This is a genomic window from Pseudomonas sp. MB-090624 (genome assembly GCF_003205245.1).
Lineage (GTDB): Bacteria > Pseudomonadota > Gammaproteobacteria > Pseudomonadales > Pseudomonadaceae > Aquipseudomonas > Aquipseudomonas juntendi.
The window spans coordinates 83635-105671 of the sequence record NZ_QJRK01000007.1; the positions used below are offsets into that span (position 1 = coordinate 83635).

General features: G+C 64.8%; 22 protein-coding genes. 4 read left to right on the forward strand and 18 right to left on the reverse strand.

The genetic code is table 11. The annotated features are described in order from the left end of the window. Positions 1-83: 83 nt before the first annotated feature. Together DMX12_RS05585 and DMX12_RS05590 are read left to right on the forward strand one after the other, a co-directional pair. The gene (locus DMX12_RS05585; RefSeq protein ID WP_110676659.1) at positions 84-371 is read left to right on the forward strand and encodes a PsiF family protein; all 288 of its coding nucleotides are present in this window, start codon (positions 84-86) and stop codon (positions 369-371) included. Positions 372-441: 70 nt separating this feature from the next. Next, on the forward strand, positions 442-1449 hold the full coding sequence (locus DMX12_RS05590) for an AI-2E family transporter (protein ID WP_009683291.1): 1008 nt from the start codon (positions 442-444) through the stop codon (positions 1447-1449). A gap of 141 nt (positions 1450-1590) precedes the next feature. On the opposite strand, the gene DMX12_RS05595 is transcribed toward DMX12_RS05590, so the two are convergent. Continuing rightward, positions 1591-2856, reverse strand: a complete 1266-nt coding sequence (locus DMX12_RS05595; protein WP_110676661.1) for an Hsp70 family protein — start codon at positions 2854-2856, stop codon at positions 1591-1593. A 175-nt stretch (positions 2857-3031) separates the two neighbouring features. On the opposite strand from DMX12_RS05595, the gene cbpA reads away from it, so the two are divergent. Together cbpA and DMX12_RS05605 are read left to right on the forward strand one after the other, a co-directional pair. Then, positions 3032-3985 (forward strand): curved DNA-binding protein, encoded by a 954-nt coding sequence (cbpA, locus tag DMX12_RS05600; RefSeq protein WP_009683289.1) that lies wholly within the window; start codon positions 3032-3034, stop codon positions 3983-3985. 2 nt (positions 3986-3987) lie between these two features. Beyond that, the gene (locus DMX12_RS05605; RefSeq protein ID WP_009683288.1) at positions 3988-4293 is read left to right on the forward strand and encodes a chaperone modulator CbpM; all 306 of its coding nucleotides are present in this window, start codon (positions 3988-3990) and stop codon (positions 4291-4293) included. A 68-nt stretch (positions 4294-4361) separates the two neighbouring features. On the opposite strand, the gene DMX12_RS05610 is transcribed toward DMX12_RS05605, so the two are convergent. The 17 genes from DMX12_RS05610 to DMX12_RS05695 form a co-directional block, all read right to left on the reverse strand. Continuing rightward, a complete protein-coding gene (locus tag DMX12_RS05610; protein ID WP_110676663.1) occupies positions 4362-4877 on the reverse strand; it encodes a GNAT family N-acetyltransferase in 516 nt (171 codons plus the stop codon). A gap of 31 nt (positions 4878-4908) precedes the next feature. Next, on the reverse strand, positions 4909-5607 hold the full coding sequence (gene urtE / locus DMX12_RS05615) for an urea ABC transporter ATP-binding subunit UrtE (RefSeq protein WP_110676665.1): 699 nt from the start codon (positions 5605-5607) through the stop codon (positions 4909-4911). Positions 5608-5753: 146 nt separating this feature from the next. Further along, entirely contained in the window at positions 5754-6611 is an 858-nt protein-coding gene (gene urtD / locus DMX12_RS05620; protein ID WP_110676667.1) for an urea ABC transporter ATP-binding protein UrtD, read from the reverse strand. Next, on the reverse strand, positions 6608-7687 hold the full coding sequence (gene urtC / locus DMX12_RS05625; protein ID WP_009683284.1) for an urea ABC transporter permease subunit UrtC: 1080 nt from the start codon (positions 7685-7687) through the stop codon (positions 6608-6610). The genes urtD and urtC overlap by 4 nt, the downstream gene beginning before the upstream one ends. After that, on the reverse strand, positions 7687-9174 hold the full coding sequence (gene urtB, locus DMX12_RS05630) for an urea ABC transporter permease subunit UrtB (protein ID WP_110676669.1): 1488 nt from the start codon (positions 9172-9174) through the stop codon (positions 7687-7689). Before urtB ends, urtC begins: the two co-directional genes overlap by 1 nt. A 138-nt stretch (positions 9175-9312) precedes the next feature. After that, on the reverse strand, positions 9313-10578 hold the full coding sequence (gene urtA, locus DMX12_RS05635) for an urea ABC transporter substrate-binding protein (protein ID WP_029885708.1): 1266 nt from the start codon (positions 10576-10578) through the stop codon (positions 9313-9315). Between the two features lie 184 nt (positions 10579-10762). After that, positions 10763-12169 (reverse strand): D-serine/D-alanine/glycine transporter, encoded by a 1407-nt coding sequence (gene cycA / locus DMX12_RS05640; protein ID WP_110676671.1) that lies wholly within the window; start codon positions 12167-12169, stop codon positions 10763-10765. A gap of 374 nt (positions 12170-12543) precedes the next feature. Then, the gene (locus DMX12_RS05650) at positions 12544-13911 is read right to left on the reverse strand and encodes a PepSY domain-containing protein (RefSeq protein WP_110676673.1); all 1368 of its coding nucleotides are present in this window, start codon (positions 13909-13911) and stop codon (positions 12544-12546) included. 57 nt (positions 13912-13968) lie between these two features. Beyond that, positions 13969-15999: a TonB-dependent copper receptor gene (locus DMX12_RS05655; protein ID WP_110676675.1), complete on the reverse strand. Its 2031-nt coding sequence runs from the start codon at positions 15997-15999 to the stop codon at positions 13969-13971. A gap of 66 nt (positions 16000-16065) precedes the next feature. After that, positions 16066-16497 carry a DUF2946 domain-containing protein gene (locus DMX12_RS05660; protein ID WP_110676677.1) on the reverse strand — a complete coding sequence of 144 codons (432 nt, stop codon included), beginning with the start codon at positions 16495-16497 and terminating at the stop codon, positions 16066-16068. Positions 16498-16519: 22 nt separating this feature from the next. Then, a complete protein-coding gene (locus DMX12_RS05665; protein WP_009683277.1) occupies positions 16520-17005 on the reverse strand; it encodes a copper chaperone PCu(A)C in 486 nt (161 codons plus the stop codon). Between the two features lie 46 nt (positions 17006-17051). Beyond that, the gene (locus tag DMX12_RS05670; RefSeq protein ID WP_054904938.1) at positions 17052-17441 is read right to left on the reverse strand and encodes a DUF2946 domain-containing protein; all 390 of its coding nucleotides are present in this window, start codon (positions 17439-17441) and stop codon (positions 17052-17054) included. A 93-nt stretch (positions 17442-17534) separates the two neighbouring features. After that, positions 17535-18389 carry an SPFH domain-containing protein gene (locus tag DMX12_RS05675; RefSeq protein ID WP_009683275.1) on the reverse strand — a complete coding sequence of 285 codons (855 nt, stop codon included), beginning with the start codon at positions 18387-18389 and terminating at the stop codon, positions 17535-17537. A 26-nt stretch (positions 18390-18415) separates the two neighbouring features. Beyond that, positions 18416-18853 (reverse strand): NfeD family protein, encoded by a 438-nt coding sequence (locus DMX12_RS05680; RefSeq protein ID WP_110676679.1) that lies wholly within the window; start codon positions 18851-18853, stop codon positions 18416-18418. A gap of 94 nt (positions 18854-18947) precedes the next feature. Beyond that, positions 18948-19670 (reverse strand): cobalt-precorrin-6A reductase, encoded by a 723-nt coding sequence (locus tag DMX12_RS05685; protein ID WP_110676681.1) that lies wholly within the window; start codon positions 19668-19670, stop codon positions 18948-18950. Further along, a complete protein-coding gene (locus DMX12_RS05690) occupies positions 19667-20761 on the reverse strand; it encodes a cobalt-precorrin-5B (C(1))-methyltransferase (RefSeq protein WP_029885701.1) in 1095 nt (364 codons plus the stop codon). Before DMX12_RS05690 ends, DMX12_RS05685 begins: the two co-directional genes overlap by 4 nt. Beyond that, on the reverse strand, positions 20754-21965 hold the full coding sequence (locus DMX12_RS05695; protein ID WP_054904935.1) for a bifunctional cobalt-precorrin-7 (C(5))-methyltransferase/cobalt-precorrin-6B (C(15))-methyltransferase: 1212 nt from the start codon (positions 21963-21965) through the stop codon (positions 20754-20756). The genes DMX12_RS05690 and DMX12_RS05695 overlap by 8 nt, the downstream gene beginning before the upstream one ends. Between the last annotated feature and the right edge of the window lie 72 nt (positions 21966-22037).

The window sequence follows — 22037 nt, forward strand, 5'->3', positions numbered from 1 at the left end:
GTGGGGGGCTGGGGGCTGAAATTCTTGGCTACACTCTCACCTCGACACCCGTGCATCTGGCACGGAGCCCAGGAGACCACTCCATGAAAGTGCTGCACATCCCGTTACTGGCCCTGGCGTTGATATTCAGCGCCCAAGGCTTCGCTGCCAACACCGCGCAGCAGGAAAAAATGAAAACCTGCAATGCCGACGCCACCGCCAAGGCCCTCAAGGGTGATGAGCGCAAGGCCTTCATGAGCACCTGCCTGAAGAAGAGCGCCCCGCTAACCCAACAGGAAAAGATGAAAACCTGTAACGCCGACGCCACCACCAAAGCCCTGAAGGGGGACGAGCGCAAAGCGTTCATGAGTGACTGCCTGAAGAAGAAGTGACCTGCGCCTATGCCTGCGCCGTCAAGGCTGGCAGACTGCGGGCATTCCCGCTGTCTGCCTTCGAGGCTGTATGACCTTTACCCCGCGTCAGATTACCTTGGCCAGCCTGATCATCGTCATGGCCGGCCTGCTGCTGGCTTTGCCGCTGAAGTTATTGCCCAGCCTGCTGGCCGGCTTGCTGGTGTTCGAACTGGTCAACATGCTGACCCCGCGCCTGCAACCCTTGCTGGCCGGGCAACGCGCGCGCTGGCTGGCGGTGGCGCTGCTGGGCACGCTGGTGGTGCTCAGCCTGAGCCTGCTGATTGCCGGCGCGTTCAGCTTCCTGCTGCACGAGGCGGAAAACCCCGGCGCCTCGTTGGACAAGTTCATGGCCCTGGTCGAACAGGCTCGCAGCCAGCTGCCGCCGTTCATCGAAGCCTACCTGCCCGCCAGTGCTGCCGAATTCAAGGTCGCCATCGGCGACTGGATCAAAAGCCACCTCAGCGACCTGCAACTGGTCGGCAAGGGCATGGCGCACATGTTCGTCACGCTGCTGATCGGCATGATCCTCGGCGCCATCATTGCCTTGCAGCGCATTCCCGATGTGTCCCGGCGCAAGCCGTTGGCGGCGGCATTGTTCGAGCGCCTGGCCTTGCTGGTACAGGCGTTTCGCAACATCGTCTTCGCCCAGATCAAGATTTCGCTGCTGAACACGGCCTTTACCGGCATATTCCTGGCAGTGGTGATGCCGCTGTTCGGGGTGCACCTGCCGCTGACCAAGACCCTGATCGTACTGACCTTTCTGCTGGGGCTGCTGCCGGTGATCGGCAACCTGATGTCCAACACCCTGATCACCATCGTCGGCTTGTCGCTGTCGATCTGGGTGGCGGCGGCGGCGCTGGGCTACCTGATCGTCATCCACAAGGTCGAGTACTTCCTCAACGCCCGTATCGTGGGTGGGCAGATCAGCGCCAAGGCGTGGGAGCTGCTGCTGGCGATGTTGGTGTTCGAGGCGGCGTTCGGGCTGCCTGGGGTGGTGGCGGGGCCGATCTACTATGCCTACCTGAAAAGTGAGCTGAAGCGGGCCGAGCTGGTCTGAAGCGGCAAGCGGCAAGCGGCAAGCGGCAAGCGGCAAGCTACAAGTTGCAAGTTGCAAGTTGCAAGTTGCAAGCTGAGCACCTATAGACGCACTAACACCTCTCAGCTTGTAGCTTGTAGCTTGTAGCTTGTAGCTTATAGCTTATCCGTACCGCTTGCGCGCTTCGATCGCCAGCCCACTACCAATACTGCCAAAGATATTGCCCTCCACATGCCGCGCATTGGGCAACATCGCCGACACGCTGTTGCGCAATGCCGGAATCCCGCTGGAACCACCGGTGAAGAACACCGTGTCGACCTGGCCTTCGCTCACCCCGGCCTTGGCCAGCAGCTCGCTCACGCTGCCGCGCACACGCTCCAGCAACCCCTCAATGGCCTCTTCGAACAGCACCCGGGTCAGTTCGGCAGACAGTTCAGGCTCGACCCGGTGCAGGTCGATGCGGCGGCTGTCGCGCTCGGTCAGTTCGATCTTGCTGGCTTCCACTTCCATCGCCAGCCAGTGCCCGGCACGCTGCTCGATCAGCTTGAACAGCCGGTCGATGCCGAAGCTGTCCTCGATGTCGTAGCGCATGCTGCCCAGCGCCAGCTGCGACTTCTGCGAGTACAGCGCGTTGATGGTGTGCCAGGTGGCCAGGTTGAGGTGGTAGCTGGTCGGCATCAGGGCGCCGCTTTTCATGCGGCTGCCGTAGCCGAACAGCGGCATCACGCCCTGCAGGCTCAACTGCTTGTCGAAGTCGGTACCGCCGATGTGCACGCCGCCCGTGGCCAGGATGTCGCTCTGGCGCTCGGCCAGCAGGTGGCGCTCTGGCGACAGGCGGATCAGGGTGAAGTCCGAGGTACCCCCGCCAATGTCGACAATCAGTACCAGCTCTTCGCGGCTGATGGTCGACTCGTAGTCGAACGCGGCGGCAATCGGTTCGTACTGGAACGACACGTCCTTGAAGCCGAGCTTGCGTGCCACCTCGGCCAGGGTGTCCTCGGCCTCCTGGTCGGCGGCCGGGTCTTCGTCGACGAAGAATACCGGGCGCCCCAGCACGACCTGGTCGAACTCGCGGCCCGCGGCCGCCTCGGCACGCTTTTTCAGCTCGCCGATGAACATGCCCAGCAGGTCCTTGAACGGCAGGGCACTGCCCAGCACGCTGGTGTCGTGCTTGATCAGCTTGGAGCCCAGCAGGCTTTTCAGCGAGCGCATCAGGCGGCCTTCGTAGCCTTCCAGGTACTCGTGCAGTGCCAGGCGGCCATAGACCGGGCGCCGCTCTTCAATGTTGAAGAACACCACCGAGGGCAAGGTGATCTTGCCGTCTTCCAGGGCGATCAGCGACTCGACCCCAGGGCGGTGCCAGCCAACCGTGGAGTTGGAGGTGCCAAAGTCGATGCCCAGGGCACGGGCCGGGGTTACGTCAGACATGGGAAAAGGCTTCCGGAGGCAAAACGGCCGCGCAGTTTATGCCAGTTGGCTACAGAATCAAGACCAGTCGTCTGCGATGGAGCAAAGCCAAGGCGGTCTTGAAAGGCTATGCTTGACCCCTATCTTCAGTAGCATCTTCAGTTGCAACACGCACTTTCACATTGGTGATCCACAGATGGACTTCAAAGACTATTACAAGATACTTGGCGTAGAGCCCACGGCGGACGAGAAGGCGATCAAGGCCGCGTACCGCAAGCTGGCACGCAAGTACCACCCCGATGTCAGCAAGGAACGCGACGCCGAGGACAAATTCAAAGAGGCCAATGAGGCCTACGAGGTTCTGGGCGACGCGCAGAAACGCGCCGAGTTCGATGAGATCCGCAAGTATGGCGGCCAGCACGGCCGGCCATTCCAGGCGCCGCCGGGCTGGGAAAACCGCGGTGGCGGTGGCGGCTTCGAGGGCGGCGATTTCTCCGACTTCTTCAGCTCGATATTCGGCAACCGTGGTGGCAACCCCTTCGGTGGTGGCCGGCAGCAGCAACGCAGTGCCGGCAGGCGGGGGCAGGACGTGGAACTTGAATTGGCCGTATTCCTTGAAGAAACCCTGAGCAAGGAGTCCAAGCAGATCAGCTTCCAGGTGCCGCAAACCAATGCCATGGGCCAGCGCACCGGTTTCACCACCAAAACCCTGAACGTGAAGATTCCGGCCGGGGTCACCGATGGCGAGCGTATCCGCCTCAAGGGCCAGGGCGCGCCGGGCAGTGGCGGCGGGGCCAATGGCGACCTGTTCCTGACCATTCGCATGGCACCGCACCCGCTGTTCGATGTTGAAGGCCATGACCTGATCATCACCGTGCCGCTGGCGCCATGGGAGGCTGCGCTGGGCACCAAGGTTGCGGTACCCACCCTGGACGGCAAGATCAACCTGACCATCCGCCCGGACAGCCAGAGCGGCCAGCGCCTGCGTGTACCGGGCAAAGGCTTGGCGAGCAAGCACGGCGAGCGCGGTAACCTGTATGCACAGCTGAAGGTGGTGATGCCGCCGGCATCCGACGAGTCTGCCCGCGAACTGTGGGCGAAGCTCGCCGAGAAAGCGGCGTTCAACCCGAGGACACAATGGAGTAAGTGATCATGAGCAGCACCCTGATCGTTCAACTGGACATGCGTACCCTGTGTCAGGAAGCCGATGTCACGGCGGACTGCGTGATCGAAATCGTCGAGCACGGCATTGTCGAGCCTTCTGGCCGAACGCCAGAGGACTGGCTGTTTGACGATCAGGCGCCGTTGTTGGCCAAGCGCGCGGCCAAGCTGCACCGGGAACTGGAGCTGGAGTGGGAAGGGGTGGCGCTGGCGCTGGAGCTGTTGCAGGAAGTGCAGCAGCTGCGCAGCGAGAACAGCATGTTGAAGCAGCGGCTGGGCAGGTTTACCCAGATGTAGGCTTGCGCGCCGGCCTTTGTGGGAGTGGCCTTGTGTCGCGTAAGGGCCCTCCCACAAGCGGCCGCATTTCAGCCTGGTTCAGCTCCCGGGTTCAGTACCCGCTGCATGAAGGTCAAATCCAGCCAGCGGCCGAACTTCACGCCAACCTGGGGCATCTGCCCGGTCACCACGAAACCCAGCCGCTCATGCAGGCGGACCGACACCGCATTGCCACTTTCGATGGCCGCGACCATCACATGCTTGCCGCAGCCTTGTGCACGCTCGATCAGCGCCGCCATCAACACCGCCCCCAGCCCCTTGCCCCGCTGGTCGCCGCGGATGTACACCGAGTGCTCCACGGTCAGGCGGAAACCCTCGAACGGCCGCCAGTCGCCAAACGAGGCATAGCCCAGAACGCCCGTGTCATCCACAGCCACCAGGATCGGATAGCCCTGCTGCGCACGTGCTTCGAACCAGGCCTGGCGGTTGGCCAGGTCTACCGGGGTTTCGTTCCAGATCGCCGTGGTAGTGCGCACGGCGTCGTTGTAGATATCGAGGATGCCCGGCACGTCGGCGGGCAGGGCATCGCGCAGCTGGTAACTCATGACTGGGTCTCGCAAGTACGGTGCTTGCAGGTTAAATGGTTACCAGGCCGCGCACACCCTCGGCTTGCATGTTTTCGCCGCGCCCGCGCTGCACGATCTCGCCACGGGCCATGACCAGGTACTGGTCGGCCAGCTCTTCGGCAAAATCGTAGAACTGCTCCACCAGCAGGATCGCCATGTCCCCCCGTGCGGCAAGGCGACGGATGACGGCGCCGATTTCCTTGATGACCGACGGCTGGATGCCTTCGGTCGGTTCGTCGAGGATCAGCAGGCGCGGCCGGCTGGCCAGGGCGCGGCCGATGGCCAGCTGTTGCTGCTGCCCGCCAGACAGGTCGCCGCCCCGGCGCTGCTTCATTTGCTCAAGCACCGGGAACAGCTCGTAGATGAAGGCTGGCACTTCGCGGGCCTCCCGCGCGGGGAAACGCGACAGGCCCATCAGCAGGTTCTCCTCGACGGTCAGGCGCGGGAAAATCTCACGGCCCTGGGGCACGTAGGCGATGCCGGCGTGTACGCGTTGCTGGGGTTTGAGCGCGGTAATCAGCTTGCCTTCCCATTCGATGCTGCCATCCCGGGCGGGCACCAGGCCCATCAGGCAGCGCAGCAGGGTAGTCTTGCCGACCCCGTTGCGGCCCAGCAGGCAGGTCACTTCGCCGACTTTGGCTTCGAAGGAGAGGCCGCGCAGAATGTGGCTGCCGCCGTAGTATTGGTGCAGGGTGTCGATCTTGAGCATGTTGGTTTTCCTGAAAGTGTTGCTGTGCCTGTGCCGGCCTATTCGCGGGTGAACCCGCTCCTACAGGGACCGCACAGATTTCAAGACTTGTGCATTACCTGTGGGAGCGGGTTTACCCGCGAATAGGCCGGCACAGGTATCCCTGTCTAGCGGCCCAGGTACACCTCGACCACCCGCTCATCCGCCTGCACCTGCTCCAGCGACCCTTCTGCCAGCACACTGCCCTGGTGCAGCACGGTCACGTGGTCAGCGATGCTGCCGACGAACCCCATGTCGTGCTCGACCACCATCAGCGAATGCTTGCCGGCCAAGCCCCTGAACAGCTCGGCGGTGAACTCGGTCTCGGCATCGGTCATGCCCGCCACGGGTTCATCCAGCAACAGCAACTGCGGCTCTTGTACCAGCAGCATGCCGATTTCGAGGAACTGCTTCTGCCCGTGCGACAGCAGGCCCGCCTGGCGCTGGGCCAGCGGCAGCAGGCGCAAGGTTGTCAGCACCTCTTCGATGCGCTGGCGCTGCTCGCCGCTCAGGCGTGCAGCCAGGCTGGCCCATACCGATTTGTCGGTCTTCAGCGCCAGCTCCAGGTTCTCGTACACCGTCAGCGCCTCGAACACCGTGGGTTTCTGGAACTTGCGGCCAATCCCGGCTTGGGCGATCTGGTACTCGCCCAGGCGGGTCAGGTCGAGGGTGTCGCCAAAGTAGGCCGTGCCGCTGTCTGGGCGGGTCTTGCCGGTGATCACGTCCATCAGGGTGGTCTTGCCGGCGCCATTGGGGCCGATGATGCAGCGCAACTCGCCCACCCCGATATACAGGTTGAGCGCGTTCAGCGCCTTGAAACCGTCAAAGCTGACACTGATGTCTTCCAGGCTCAGCACCGTGCCGTGGCGGGTATCCAGGCCCGCCTTGCGGGTGTGGCCCAGGCCGATGGCGTCGCGGCCGGCGCCGAGCGGGTCGAATACCGGTTCGAGCATGAATTCGGGATGCACCGGGGGCACGCCTCTCATGGCTGGCTCCTTTTTTTCAACAGGCCGACCACGCCCTTGGGCAGGTACAGGGTGACGAGAATGAACAGCGCACCGAGGAAGAACAGCCAGAATTCCGGGAAGGCCACGGTGAACCAGCTTTTCATGCCATTGACCAGGCCGGCGCCGAGCAACGGCCCGATCAGCGTGCCACGGCCACCAAGGGCTACCCACACGGCGGCTTCGATGGAGTTGGTCGGCGACATTTCGCTGGGGTTGATGATGCCCACCTGGGGCACGTACAGCGCCCCGGCCAGGCCGCACAGCACGGCGCTGAGCACCCACACCAGCAGCTTGAAGCCGCGCGGGTCGTAACCGCAGAACATCAGGCGGTTCTCGGCGTCACGCACGGCGGTCAGCAGGCGGCCGAACTTGCTGCGGGTCAGCCGCCAGCACAGGTACAGGCTGGCCAGCAGCAGGCCGACCGTCAGCAGGAACAACACGGCGCGGGTACCTTGCGCGGTGATGTCGAAGCCCAGAATGGTGCGGAAGTTGGTGAAGCCGTTGTTGCCGCCGAAGCCGGTTTCGTTGCGGAAGAACAACAGCATGCCGGCGAAGGTCAGGGCTTGGGTCATGATCGAGAAGTACACACCCTTGATCCGCGAGCGGAAGGCGAACCAACCGAACACCAGCGCCAGCAGCCCAGGGGCCAGCACCACCAGGCACAGGGCCCAGGCAAAATGCTGGGTTCCGGCCCAGTACCATGGCAGCTCGGTCCACGACAGAAAAGCCATGAACCCGGGCAGGCCGTCCCCGGCCGCCTGGCGCATCAGGTACATGCCCATGGCATACCCGCCCAGGGCGAAGAACAGGCCGTGGCCCAGTGACAGCAGGCCGGCGTAGCCCCAGACCAGGTCCAGGGCCAGGGCGACGATGGCGTAGCAGAGAATCTTGCCTACCAAGGTCAGGGTATAGGCCGACACTTGCAAGGCGTGGTCCGCCGGGAGCAGCGACAACAGCGGCAGGGCGACCAGCAGCAGGGTGACGACGGCGCCGATGGCCAGCGACAGGCGCGGCCCGGCCTTTTGCGTAGCGGTGACTAGCAGTGGCTGGTTCATCAGTCGATTACCCGTCCCTTGAGGGCGAACAGGCCTTGCGGGCGCTTCTGGATGAACAGAATGATCAACGCAAGGATGAGGATCTTGCCGAGTACGGCGCCGATCTGGGGTTCCAGCAGCTTGTTGGCAATACCAAGGCCAAACGCCGCCCACAGGCTCCCGGCCAGTTGCCCGACCCCGCCGAGCACCACCACCAGGAACGAGTCGATGATGTAGCTCTGGCCCAGGTCCGGGCCGACGTTGCCCACCTGGCTCAGGGCTACGCCGCCCAGCCCGGCAATGCCCGAGCCAAGGCCGAAGGCCAGCATGTCGACGCGCCCGGTAGACACACCGCAGCATGCCGCCATGTTGCGGTTCTGGGTCACCGCCCGCACGTTCAGGCCCAGCCGCGTGCGGTTGAGCAGCAGCCAGGTCAGCAGCACCACCGCCAGGGCGAAGCCGATGATCACCAGGCGGTTGTAGGGCAGCACCAGGTTGGGCAGCAGCTGGATGCCGCCCGACAACCATGCCGGGTTGCTGACTTCGACGTTCTGCGCGCCGAACAGCAGGCGGATGGCCTGGATCAGGATCAGGCTGATCCCCCAGGTGGCCAGCAGGGTTTCCAGTGGGCGGCCATACAGGTGGCGGATGACCGTGCGCTCCAGCGCCATGCCGACGCCGGCGCTGATGGCGAAGGCCACCGGTAGGGCGATCAGCGGATAGAACTCGATGGCACCCGGGGCATAACGCTGCACCAGCACCTGGACCATATAGGTGCTGTAGGCGCCGAGCATCAGCATCTCGCCATGGGCCATGTTGATCACGCCCAGCAGGCCGAAGGTGATCGCCAGGCCGAGCGCCGCCAGCAGCAGGATCGACCCCAGCGACAGGCCACTGAAGGCCTGGCCGAGCAGCTCGCCGAACAGCAGCTTGCGCTGCACCTGGGCCAGGCTGGTTTCGGCAGCGGTGCGCACGCCCGGGTCGCTTTCCGCGTCGGGTTGCAGCAGCGCTTCAAGGCGCGTGCGGGCCAGCGGGTCGCCGGTTTCCCCCAGCAGGCGTACGGCGGCCAGGCGTACGGCGGGGTCGCTGGCGCCCAGTTGCAAGTTGGCCAGGGCCAGGCCCAGGGCTGCGTGTACGGCAGCGTCCGGCTCGCTGGCGAAGCGCCGGTCGAGGAACGCCATTTGCGCCGGTTGTGCGCTTTTTTGCAGTTGCTGGGCGGCAGCCAGGCGGGTGTCGCTGTCGGCGCTGAGCAACTGGTGGCTGGCCAGGGCATTGTCGATCAAGCCGCGCAGGCGGTTGTTCAGGCGCAGCTTGCGGGTGTCGTCGGCGGCGATGCGGCCCTGGCGCAGGTTTTCCAACAGCGGCAGGCGTGCAGCATCGGGTTGCGCTGCCCAGTTTCCGAGCAGTTGGGCCTGCTCCGCGGGCTTGGCGGTGAGGAAGAATTCGCCCTCGCTGGCGTGGGTTGCCAAGGGCATTAGCAGGAGAAGTGTGAGCAGGAGTCTGAGCATGCGGGCAATCCTGGAAATCGGGGTTGGATTCTTCGCGGGTAAACCCGCTCCTACAGGGATTTCACCGGTCCAGAGGGCAGTGGGGATCCTGTGGGAGCGGGCAAGCCCGCGAATGGGCTGCAAAGCAGCCCCCTGCACTCAGTTACCTTTCACGGCGTAATCTGGCCGCTTGTCATTGCCTGGAATGAACGGGCTCCATGGCTGCGCCCGCAGCGGCTGCTCGGTTTCCCAGACCACGCTGAACTGCCCGTCATCCTGGATCTCGCCGATCATCACCGGTTTGTGCAGGTGGTGGTTGGTCTTGTCCATGGTCAGGGTGAAGCCTGACGGTGCCTTGAAGGTCTGGCCGGCCAGGGCCTCGCGGACCTTGTCCACGTCGGTGGACTTGGCTTTCTCAACCGCCTGGGCCCACATGTGGATGCCCACGTAGGTGGCCTCCATCGGGTCGTTGGTTACCGCCTTGTCGGCACCTGGCAGGCCTTTGGCCTTGGCGTAGGCTTTCCAGTCGGCGACGAACTTCTGGTTGACCGGGTTATCCACCGACTCGAAGTAGTTCCACGCCGCCAGGTGGCCCACCAGCGGCTTGGTATCGATACCGCGCAGCTCTTCTTCGCCCACCGAGAACGCCACCACCGGCACGTCGGTGGCTTTCAGGCCCTGGTTGGCCAGTTCTTTGTAGAACGGCACGTTGGAGTCGCCGTTGACCGTGGAGATGACCGCCGTCTTGCCGCCTGCGGAGAACTTCTTGATGTTGGCGACGATGGTCTGGTAGTCGGCGTGGCCGAACGGCGTGTACACCTCTTCGATGTCCTTGTCGGCCACGCCCTTACTGTGCAGGAAGGCCCGCAGGATCTTGTTGGTGGTGCGAGGGTAGACGTAGTCGGTGCCCAGCAGGAAGAAGCGCTTGGCGCTGCCGCCGTCTTCGCTCATCAGGTATTGCACCGCAGGGATGGCTTGCTGGTTGGGGGCGGCGCCGGTGTAGAACACGTTTGGCGACATCTCTTCACCCTCGTACTGCACGGGGTAGAACAGCAGGCCGTTGAGTTCCTCGAACACGGGCAGCACCGACTTGCGCGACACCGAGGTCCAGCAGCCGAACACCACCGCGACCTTGTCCTGGGTCAGCAGCTGGCGGCTCTTCTCGGCGAACAGCGGCCAGTTGGAGGCCGGGTCGACCACCACCGGTTCGAGCATCTTGCCGTTGACCCCGCCTTTGGCGTTGATTTGCTCGATGGTCATCAGCGCCATGTCCTTGAGCGACGTCTCGGAAATGGCCATGGTCCCCGACAGCGAATGCAGGATGCCGACCTTGATGGTCTCGGCGGCCTGGATACTCCAGCTCAGGCCCATTGCCGCAATCGATGCGCTGAGGGTAAAGGCCTTGATCAGACTGCGACGCTTCATGTGCTCTCTCCGCTGGTTTTTATGTGTTGGGCAAGCGGGAGGAGCTTTGCAAGGGGTGTGCCTAACGGCGAAACGGGCGGGATAGAGCCGTGGTGCGAGGTGTTGGGGCGTTTGCGCGGGCCAGCATGGTGCTTGTGGGGGTTGCGTGCACAGGATTGGGGCTGCAACGCAGCCCCCAAGGCCATTAACCGTTGCGCACTGTGGAACGCGGCTGACGGCGGCTGCGCACGCCCTGGTAAGTGGATGCCAGCAACAGGAACCAGATCGGCGTTACCACCAGCGCCGAGCGGGTGTCGGCCTCCAGGCTCAGCAACACCAGGATGAAGGCAAAGAACACCAGGCACACGTAGCACATGAAGCGCCCGCCCGGCATCTTGTACTTCGACGCCTGGTGCAGCGCCGCCCGTTGCTTGCGGTACTTCAGGTACGACAGCAGGATCAGCGTCCAGACGAACATGAACAGCACCGCCGATACCGTGGTCACCAGGGTGAATGCCTCGACCACGTTCGGCACCAGGTAAATCAGCACCGCCCCCAGCAGCAGGCAGGTGCAGGAGAAGTACAGGCCGTTGGCAGGTACCGAGCGGCTGGACAGTTTCTCGAACGCCCTGGGCGCATCACCTTCCTGCGACAGGCCGTACAGCATGCGGCTGGTGGAGAACACGCCGCTGTTGGCCGACGAGGCGGCCGACGTCAGCACCACGAAATTGATGATGCTCGCCGCGGCCGGCAGGCCGGCCAGCACGAACAGTTCGACGAACGGGCTCTTGCCCGGTACCACGTCGCGCCACGGGGTCACCGCCATGATCGCGATCAGTGCCAGCACATAGAACACGATGATGCGTACCGGGATCGAGTTGATCGCCCGCGGCAGGGTGCGCTCGGGGTTTTTCGCTTCGGCAGCGGTGGTGCCGACCAGCTCGATGCCGACGAAGGCGAACACGGCGATCTGGAAGCCGGCGAAGAAGCCCATCACCCCGTTGGGGAACATGCCGCTGTCATTCCACAGGTTGGCCAGCTGCGCTGTGCGCCCGCTGGGCGAGGTGAAGCCGGTGATGACCATGTACAGGCCGGTGGCGACCAGGCCGAGGATGGCGACGATCTTGACCAGGGCGAACCAGAACTCCAGCTCACCGAACATTTTCACCGTTACCAGGTTCAGCGACAGCAGCAGCGCCACGCAAGTCAGCGCGGGTATCCACTGCGGCAGGTCGGGGAACCAGAACTGTGTATAGGCGGCGATGGCGACAACATCGGCGATGCCGGTGACCACCCAGCAGAACCAGTAGGTCCACCCGGTGAAGTAGCCAGCCCAGGGCCCGAGCAGGTCGGCGGAAAAATCGATGAAAGACTTGTAGTTGAGGTTCGACAGCAGCAGCTCGCCCATGGCGCGCATGACGAAGAACAGCATGAAGCCGATGATCATGTAGACGAAGATGATCGATGGGCCGGCCAGGCTGATGGTCTTGCCCGAGCCCATGAACAGGCCGGTGCCGATCGCGCCGCCGATGGCGATGAGCTGGATATGGCGGTTGGTCAGGTTGCGCTGCAGATGCGGTTCATCTGGCGCTGTGGGTGAGGTTTGCGTCATAGGCAGCATTCCCTTGTAAAGGTCAGTCTTCTTGTCAGAGGTAGCCGGCTAGGCTAACACGGGCGTCCCAATTCGGGGCGTGACAGATCGACTCTGCATTTGGGTAGCAGTGCGATGCCTGTGCCGCCCTCTCTACAAAGCCAACGCAGTTCGTTGTAGGAGCAACGGTCTTTCCCAAAATTTGAACAGCCTGCGCGATTCATTGTGGGAGCGGGCAAGCCCGCGAAGCAGGCGACGCGGTGTCTGGCACCGGCTGCGCCGGTGTTCGCGGGCACGCCCGCTCCCACAAGTGGAGCGGTGAATGGCAGCTTCTGCTCCTACTCGTGCTCTAGGCACCTACGGCATTCAGCTTGTCATTCACCGCTCATGCACAATTAGGCGCTGGCCAACACCCGGCGGCGCCTCACCACCAGGCTGTCCACCGCCCACATCACCACCATCGACACCCCCACCAGCGGGAACATCACCCCCAGCACCAGCATCACCGCCACCGCCGCCTTCCAGCGCGGCAGGTCATGGCGCAGCGGCGGTACGCCCAGGCCGCCCTCGGGCCGGCGTTTCCACCACATCACCAGCCCGCTCACCGAGCCCAGCAGGATCATCAGGCACACCAGCAGGATGATGACCTGGTTGACCACGCCAAACATCCTGCCTTCATGCAGCATCACCCCCAGTTCGGTGGCGCGGGCGACCGGGCTGTAGTCCTGCCAGCGCACGTCGGCCAACACCTTGCCGGTGTACTGGTCGACATGCAGGGTGGCGTCATTGCGCGGGTCGTCGGCGAACACGGCGACGGTGAACACCCCATCGGCGGTGGTGGGCAGGGTAATGCTGTAGCCCGGCTCGACCTGCCGCGCGGTGGCGATGTCTTCGACCTGCTGCAGGCTTACCTGCGGCGCTGCCGGTTTGGCCGACATCATGTGGTGCCCGGCGTGTTCGGCATGCGCGCCAGACTGCGGCATGGGCGTATTTTCCATGGCCCACGGCACGGTCTGGCGGTGCGCGTCGTTCAGTTCGCCTGCCTGCTGGTCCGACTTGGGCACGTTGGTCCACATGGACGCCGGGAAGCGGTTCCACAGCTCGGCGTACTGCTTGCCCCACAGGCCGGTCCAGGTCATGCCGCTGAGCAGCATCAACAGCAGCAAGGCCGAACCCCAGAACCCGGTTACCGCATGCAGGTCGCGCCACAGCAGGCGGCCACGTGCCGACAGCCGGGGCCACACTACCCCGGCGCCGGTGCGCCCGCGTGGCCACCACAGGTACAGGCCCGACACCACCAGCACGATGCCCCAGCCGGCAGCCAGTTCCACCAGGCGGTCACCGACGGTGCCGACCATCAGTTCGCCATGCAGGGCACGGGCGATGGCCTGCAGGTTCAGCTTGCCGTCCTGTTCGCCGAGGACCTTGCCGCTGTAAGGGTCAACGAAGACGTTCAATTCCCGCCCGCCGTCATGCACCACGAACTGCGCGCTGCGCTCGGCATTCAACGGCGGCAGGTATTGGCCCACGTGGCCCTTGGGGTAGGCCTGGTGCACCTCGGCCAGCAACGTATCGGCGGCCTGGCGATGATGGCCGGCTTCGACCACCATCAGGTCGCGGTACAGCACTGGGTCGAGTTGCGGCTTGAACAGGTAGATGATCCCGGTGATGGCCAGCAGGATCATGAAGGGGGCCACGAACAGCCCCGCATAAAAGTGCCAACGCCAGGCCAGGTTATAGAAACTGATGCGTGTTCCTCTCATGGGAACCTCCTTTTGACCCGCAGATGGGCGCAACCGAAGCTGCGCCCGTGGTTAGTGTCAGAAGCTGAAATCGACCTTGGTCCAGAACGTCCTGCCTGGCTCGTTGACCGGCTGTGGGTCGCTTGCCGGGTAGCCGAACCCGGCGTTCCCGGCCAGGTTCAGGTGCTCGGCGTATGCCTTGCCGAACAGGTTGTCGACCCCGGCGCTGAGCTTGAGGTTGGTGTTGACCTTGTAGGCGCCGTTGAGCGAGAACACGCCGAAGCCGGCGCTTTTTTCGTAGTCCTTGCCGACCACGTTGCCCTGGTTCTCGGCGATGCGGTTCTGCGCCGCCACCAGCCGCCACAGCGCACCGACGCTCCACACATCACGGCTGTAGGTCAGGCCCAGGCGGCTTTCCAGCGGGGGCATCTGTGGCAGCGCCTTGCCGTCACTGCTGTTCTTGCCCCACGCGTACGCCAGGCTGGCATCGGCCTTCCAGTGCTCGGTCAGCTGGTAGGCCGCGCCCAGTTCGCCACCCATGATACGCGCATCGACATTCTGGGCCTGCGAGGTGCTCATGCCCATCATGCCGGGGCGGTAGTCGAACAGGATGTAGTCACGGATCTGCCCGACATAACCCGAGGCCCAGGCTTCCAGGCGTTCGCTACGGTACTGGATGCCGAAGTCCAGCTGGGTGGTCTTCTCGGGCTTGATGCCGTCGAAAGCGTTGGCCGCACCGGGCGGTGCCAGCTTGGGCGAAAACAGCTCCCAGTAGTCGGGGAAGCGCTGGGCATGGCCCAGGCCAATGTAAGTGGTGGCCGGCAGGCCTGCCAGGTCATGTTCGTAGCGCACGAAGCCGCTGGGCAGGGTGGCCGCGCGGGTGTCGCCCTGGGTGGCGCTGCCTTGGCGGAAGTCGCGGGCCGAGGCGCGGTCCAGGCGGGCACCGCTGACCAGGCGGTCCTCACCCGTGGCGTACCAGGTCAGTTCGCTGAAGGCACCGTAGTTGTGGAAGTCGGCGTCCTTGGTCCAGGCCTGGCCCTTGTGCGCGTCCACGCCCATGCCGCCACGCTGGCGGTGCTCGTTGGTTTGCGCGTCGAGGCCGCTGATCAGTTGTACGTCGGCCCAGCGCCAGGTGGCCTTGATGCGTGCGCCCAGGGTGCGGCGGTCTACGTTGCTGACCATGGGCATGCCCATCATGCCGCTGCCCGAGGGCGTGCGCAGGCTGTAGTTGTCCATCACGTGGTCGGCGTAGTTGTAGTAGACCTGCGCTTCAAGCTTGTCCAGCACCTCGCCGAGGTTGGACTTTTCAAAGCGCAGGCCCAGGCTTTCGCGCTTGAACTGCGAGCCGTCCATGCCACGCCCGGCGTAGCGGGCTTCACCATCGCCCTTGCCGGCGGTCAGCTCCAGCAGGGTGTCCTGGTCGGGCGTCCAGCCCAGTGCGACATCGCCGTTCCACTTGTCCCAGCGTGACGGCACGGTGTCGTTGTTACCGTCGTGATAGTCGTCCGAGCGCGACTGGTTGCCGACGAACCGTGCATAGGCCTGGCTGTTCCCGGCAGCGGCATCCAGCACTTTGTCGAAACGGCCATTGGAGCCGGCCAGCAGGCTGGCATTGACCCGGCTGCCGAGGCTGCCGAACTGCTCGGGTTCGCGTTCGAACAGTATCGTGCCCGCCGAACCGCCTGGGCCCCAGATCACGCTCTGCGGGCCCTTGATAACGGTCAGCCGGTCATAGGTTTCGGGGGAAATGTAGGAGGTCGGCGCATCCATGCGGTTAGGGCAGGCGCCAAGCATCAGCCCGCCATTGGTGAGGATGTTCAGGCGCGAGCCGAACATGCCGCGCAGGACCGGGTCGCCGTTGGTACCGCCGGCGCGGATCGCCGAGAAACCGGGAATGGTTTTCAGGTAGTCGGCGCCATCGCTGGCCGGCACCGGCTGGCGTGGGTCTTTCGGGTTGGTGACCACGGTCAACGGCGAACTCGGTGCCACGGCGGTGACGACCGTCGGGCTCAGCTCGGCGGCCAGGGCTACCGGCGCAAGCAGCGAGCCGCACAGTGCGGCGATGGTCCCACGCAGGGACAAGGCAAAAACAGGGGTGCAGCCAGACATAATGATTCCAGTCGATCAGTCATGAGGTAGCGCGAAGCCCGCTGGCTTCGTGCACAAAATGTGGGTTCAGGCGCTGATCGAGGAAGGCGGTGCACGGCTGCGCGCACCGGGGAATACAGCCTGCCGGGCATGGCCCTGGTGCGTGGGTGCAATCAGGTGGCTGGTGGGGACGACGCTGCCGGCGCTGAGTGGGCTAAGGGCCTGGGGCAGGGCCGGGCAGTTGAACAACAGGCTGCAGTAGCCGCACTTTTCCCACATCACATGCAGCTGGCCGTCGCTGCCGTGGCCGTGATGGCTGTCGCCAGCGTGCTGATGGGCAGCCGGCATGGGCATGTCCATCGGCATGCCCATGCCGGCGTGGTGGTTCATCGGCATCGCCTGGGAAATCAGCGGGCCGATGAAGATCATCCACATGGCGAACAGGCTCAGCCATCCGCCACCGGCGCGCCTGCGGTCAGGGCGGGTGGTACGGCGCATGCGGGGGTAGGGCAGGCTCATGGCCAGCGCCTGTCAGCTGCGGTCAGTGTGCGTGTTCGTGCGCTTGCGGCTGGTTCGCTGGCGCTTGCTTCTGCACGGCCACTTCGACGGTGACATCGCCGGCCTTCTCGAAGTGCAAGGTCAACGGGAAGCGCTTGCCATCGACCAGCAGGCTGCGATCCTTGGGCTGCATCAGCATCACGTGGTAGGCACTGGGGGCGAAGGTCAGGTCCTTGCCGGCGGGCACCACCACACTGGGTACCTGTTGCATTTTCATGGCGCCGTTGGCGCTCATGGCATGTTCGTGCAGTTGCGCATCATCGCTGATCGGGCTGTCGACGCTGAGCAGGCGGTCGTCGGCCTGGCCGTTGTTGTGCACCACGAAATACGCCGCCACGTTGGGCGCATTGGGTGGCAACTGCAGCGACCAGGGGTGGGCAATGTGCAGGTCACCCACGCTGTATTCGTGGGCGTTGGCGAAAGCGCCAGGCAGCATCAGGGCGGCCAGGACGAGGGCGTGCTTGAGCATGGTGAATCTCCGTTCTGTTTCAGGTTCAGGCAGACAACGACGGAACTCAGGCCAGCGGAGAGGCACGGGGGTTTAACGCAGGCCAGAGCTGGCGCGGCGTGGGTTGGTAGTCAGCCGGTGGCGGCAACAGCCCGGCGAACAGTGTCGGCGGGTTGTGCAATTGCGGCGGGTATGCGGGCAGGGCCAACAGCGGCGCGGCGCCAGAGCAGCACCAGCAGTTCATCAAGGCGGCGCTGTCGTCGCTTTGCGGCCCCAGGTCGATCTTGGCCAGTGCCTGGACATCGACCTTGGCCTTGTTGGCCATGCTGGAACAGAAGGCCCCCCACAGCAGCTGCTCGGCCGGGCCCTTGGGCGCGGCAGAGGACAGCGGCATGGCCAGCAGGTTGAACAGCACTGCAAGGCAGGCTATCCAGGCGATGTGCCGACGTGGGGGCATGGAGAGATCCGGTCAGGAATCGTGGTGGGTATTGTAAGGCGGAGTATAGGTAAATACGCGGGGTGCGGTGAAGTGACGCAGCGCGTGGTGCTATCAAGCCTTGCCACGCCCCATCAGCCCACGCACGGTTTCCTGCAGGTCCGCCGGCAACACCACCACCTTGGCATTGTTGCTCCCGGCCAGGTTTTCCATCGCCCCGACATAGCGCTCACCCAGCAGGTACATGGCCGGCACGGTTTCGTTGCCCACGGCTTCCTTGACCAACGAAATAGCCCGGGCCGAAGCCTCGGCCAGGCTGATTTGCGCTTCGGCGTCCAGCCTGGCGGCTTGCAGGCGCGCTTCGGCTTCCAGGATGGCCGCCTGCTTGGCGCCTTCGGCACGGGTCACATCGGCCTTGCGCTCCCGTTCGGCGGCAGCCTGGCGCTCCATGGCCAGTTGCATGTTTTCCGACGGTTTGATGTCCTGGATTTCCACCGAACGCACGGTCACGCCCCAGTCTTCGGTCTGCTCGGACATCGCCTCGCGCAGGCGTGCCTTGATCTGCTCGCGGCTGGACAGCGCTTCGTCCAGGTCCATGGCACCGACGATCGCGCGCAGCGAGGTCATGGTCAGGCTGGTGACGGCGAAGGAGAAGTTCTGTACGCCATACGAGGCTTTCTGCGGGTCGACCACCTTGGCGAAGCACAGGGCGTTGGCGACGATCACCGCGTTGTCCTTGGTGATGATTTCCTGCTCCTGCACATCGAGGATGATGTCCTTGGTGGGCAGGCGGTAGGCGACCACGTCCATGTACGGGATGACGATGTTCAGGCCGGGCTTGAGGGTGCTGTGGTAGCGGCCCAGGCGCTCGACGATCCATTCCTCGCCCTGGGGCACGATGCGAACCCCCTTGAACACGGTGATCAGAACGAACAGCGCGATGGCGCCAACGACGATGAGGCTGGTCATGATGCAAAATTCCTTTTTGTGCGGTTTCAGGCCCGGATGACGCGGGCGGTATTGCCCTCGATGGCGGTCAGGCGCACCCGCTCGCCGGCGGCGATTTCGCTGTCGGCGATGCAGGTCCATTCTTCATTGCCGAGGATCGGCTTCTGGAAGCGCACGCGGCCCTTGTGGAACTCCGACACCGCGGCGGTCAGCAGGCCCACTTCGCCGATCACGCTGTCGGCGGTCCAGCGCACATCCGGCTGCTTGCGCCGGAACAGCTTGAACCACAGCGCGGTGGTGGCCGATGACAGCACCACCCACAGCAGTACCTGCATGTCCAGGGCCAGGCTGGGCGCGGCCAGGGCAACCAGCGCGACCAGCACGGCACCGATGCCGAACCAGAGGATGAAGAATGTCGGCAGGACCAGTTCCAACAGGATCAGCCCGATGCCGAACAGCAGCCAGATCCACCATTGCATTTCCATATGGGTTGCGCCTTCCAGGGGGAGGTGCTGAGTGTAAGGCAGCGGGGCGCTACTGGGCCACTTGCAGGGCGTACGGAAAAATCCGAAAAAGCTGTCAGTGCACGCCCAGCGCGGCCAGCAGTGCCAACGGCGTGTCGAATGCGCGGTCCACCGCTGGCAACGCCGGGCGTTTCAGGACCAGCACCGGCACCCCCAGCTCACGCGCCACTTCCAGTTTGGGTTCGGTCGCCACGCTGCCGCTGTTCTTGCTGATCAACACGTCGATGCTGCGCCGCTGGAACAATGCCCGTTCATCCTCGAGAACAAACGGCCCGCGCGCACCGATCACCTCGCAGCGCTCATTGCCGGGGCAGGCCTCCAGTGCCCGCAAGGTCCAGAACTGCTGTGGCGGAATTGCGTCCAGGTGCTGCAGCGGCTCACGGCCCAGCGTGAACAGCGGCCGGCGAAACGGCTGCAGTGCTGCGATCAAGTGCGCCCAGTCTGCCACTTCGCGCCAGTCATCCCCCTTTTGCGCCTGCCAGGCCGGGCGGCGCAGGGCCCAACAGGGGATGCCGGCGCTGCGTGCGGCCTGGGCGGCATTGCCGCTGATCTGTGCTGCATAGGGGTGGGTGGCGTCGATCAGGAGGGTAATGCCCGACTCGCGCAAGTAGCGCGCCAGGCCTTCGGCGCCACCGAAGCCACCGACCCGCACCTGGCATTGCAGGTCCTGCGGCACACGGCCGATACCGGCCAGGCTGTAGACATGCTGCGGGCCGAGGCGGCGGGCGATGGCCAGGGCCTCGGTGATGCCACCCAGCAGCAGGATACGGGCGGTCATGCCACGCCAGCCTTGCCGACAATGCCGCCCTGGCGGTCGATGGCGAACACTTCCACCTGCACTGCCGCCGGCACAACGCTGCGGGCAAACGCCAGGGCATGGGCGCACACCGCATCACCCAGCGCGATACCGGCCGCATGCGCCAGTGCGAGAGCCTGCTGGCTGGTATTGGCGTCGATGATCGCGGCTTGCAGGGCTGTGTCAGCACCGATCGCCGCTGCCCAGCCGGCCAGCTGCGGCAGGTCGATGCTGGAATGGCGGCTGTGCAGGTCCATGTGCCCGGCAGCCAGCTTGCTGATCTTGCCAAAGCCGCCGCACAAGGTCAGGCGCGGCACCGGCACCTTGCGCAGGTGCTTGAGCACCGCGCCGACGAAGTCGCCCATTTCGATCAGGGCGATTTCCGGCAGGCCGTAGACACGGCGCATGGTGTCTTCACTGGCGTTGCCGGTGCAGGCGGCGATGTGGGTGTAGCCGTTGGTGTGAGCTACGTCGATGCCCTGGTGGATCGAGGCGATATAGGCGGCGCAGGAGAATGGCCGCACGATACCGCTGGTGCCGAGGATCGACAGGCCGCCGAGGATGCCCAGGCGCGGATTCATGGTCTTCAGCGCCAACTGTTCACCACCCTGCACGTTGACCGTGACCTCGAAGCCGCCAGGGTGGCCACACTCATCGGCCAGGCGCTGCAGGTGCTCGCTGATCATGCGCCGGGGCACCGGGTTGATGGCAGGTTCACCGACCGCCAGCACCAGCCCCGGGCGGGTCACGGTGCCGACGCCGCTGCCAGCGACAAAACGCACCCCCGGTTCGCCCAGCAGGCGCACCCGGGTGTACAGCAGCGCACCATGAGTCACGTCGGGATCATCGCCGGCATCCTTGACGGTCCCGGCTTCGGCGCATTCGCCCACCAGGCGACAGAATTCCAGGCGCATCTGCACCACCTTGCCTTTGGGCAGGGTGATAGCCACGGCGTCGTCACGCTGCCCGGTGAGCAACAGCTTGGCTGCCGCCAGGCTGGTGGCGGTGGCGCAACTGCCGGTGGTCAGGCCGCTGCGCAGTGGGGCGGGCTGTTCGCGGGTTTCTTCACGCATCGACGGGTTTCTGCACTTCCAGCAGGGTGATCGGCAGCGCCTGGCGCCAGGTGTCGAACGCGCCCAGTGGCTGGGCATGGGCGACATGCACGCGGGTCAGTTCGCCGCCGTGCTGTTGGCGAAAATGCGCCAAGGCCAGTTCGCTTTGCAGGGTCACCGCATTGGCCACCAGGCGCCCGCCAGGGCGCAGGCTGGCCCAGCACAGGTCGAGCACCCCTTCGCGGGTGACGCCGCCGCCGATGAAAATGGCATCGGGCGGCTCCAGCCCATGCAACGCTGCCGGCGCCTTGCCGCGAACCAGCTGCAGGCCGGGAACACCCAGCGCATCGCGGTTATGTTCGATGAAGCCCTGGCGGCCTTCGTCGGCCTCGATGGCCAGGGCGCGGCAGGCCGGGTGGGCGCGCATCCATTCGATACCGATCGAGCCGCAGCCAGCACCCACGTCCCACAGCAGTTCGCCTGGCTGCGGTGCCAGGCGCGCCAGGGTCATGGCGCGGACATCGCGCTTGGTCAGCTGGCCGTCGTGGCGAAAGGCGCTGTCGGGCAGCCCGGCCAGGCGATGGTGACGGGGGGCGTGGGGCGTGGCCTGGCAATCGATGGCCACCAGGTTGAGCGCAGCGATATCGGTGTGCGGCCAGTCCTGGGCAGTGCCGACCAGCGTGCGTTCGGCTTCGCCACCGAGGTGCTCGAACACCTGCAGGCGGCTGGGCCCGAAGCCACGTTCGCAGAGCAGTGCAGCGATGGCCGCCGGGCTGTCGCCATCGTTGCTCAGCACCAGCAGGCGCAGGCCGCTGTACAGGTGGGCGTTGAGGGCAGCCAGCGGCCGCGCCACCAGTGACACCACGTGCAGGTCCTGCAGTGGCCAGCCCAGGCGGGCCGCTGCCAGGGCGCAGGAGGAGGGCATCGACAGCACGCGCATTTCGGCCGCGGGCACCAGGCGCGCCAGGCTGGCCCCGACGCCGTAGAACATGGGGTCGCCGCTGGCCAGCACGCACACCGGCTCGCCACGCAGGGCCAGTACCGGGTTCAGCGAGAATGGGCTGGGCCAGGGCAGTTGTTCAGCGCGCGTGCAGTGCGGCAGCAGGGCCAGCTGGCGGGGGCTGCCGACAATCTTCGTGGCACCCAGCAGGGCGCGCCTGGCTTGTTTGCCCAAGCCAGGGAAGCCGTCTTCGCCGATGCCTACTACTGTCAGCCAGGGTGTCATTCATACCTCTTAAAGATTCTGGGGCGCACAGCGCCCCAGAATTTCTGCTCAAACCCGAATGATGCTCGACCA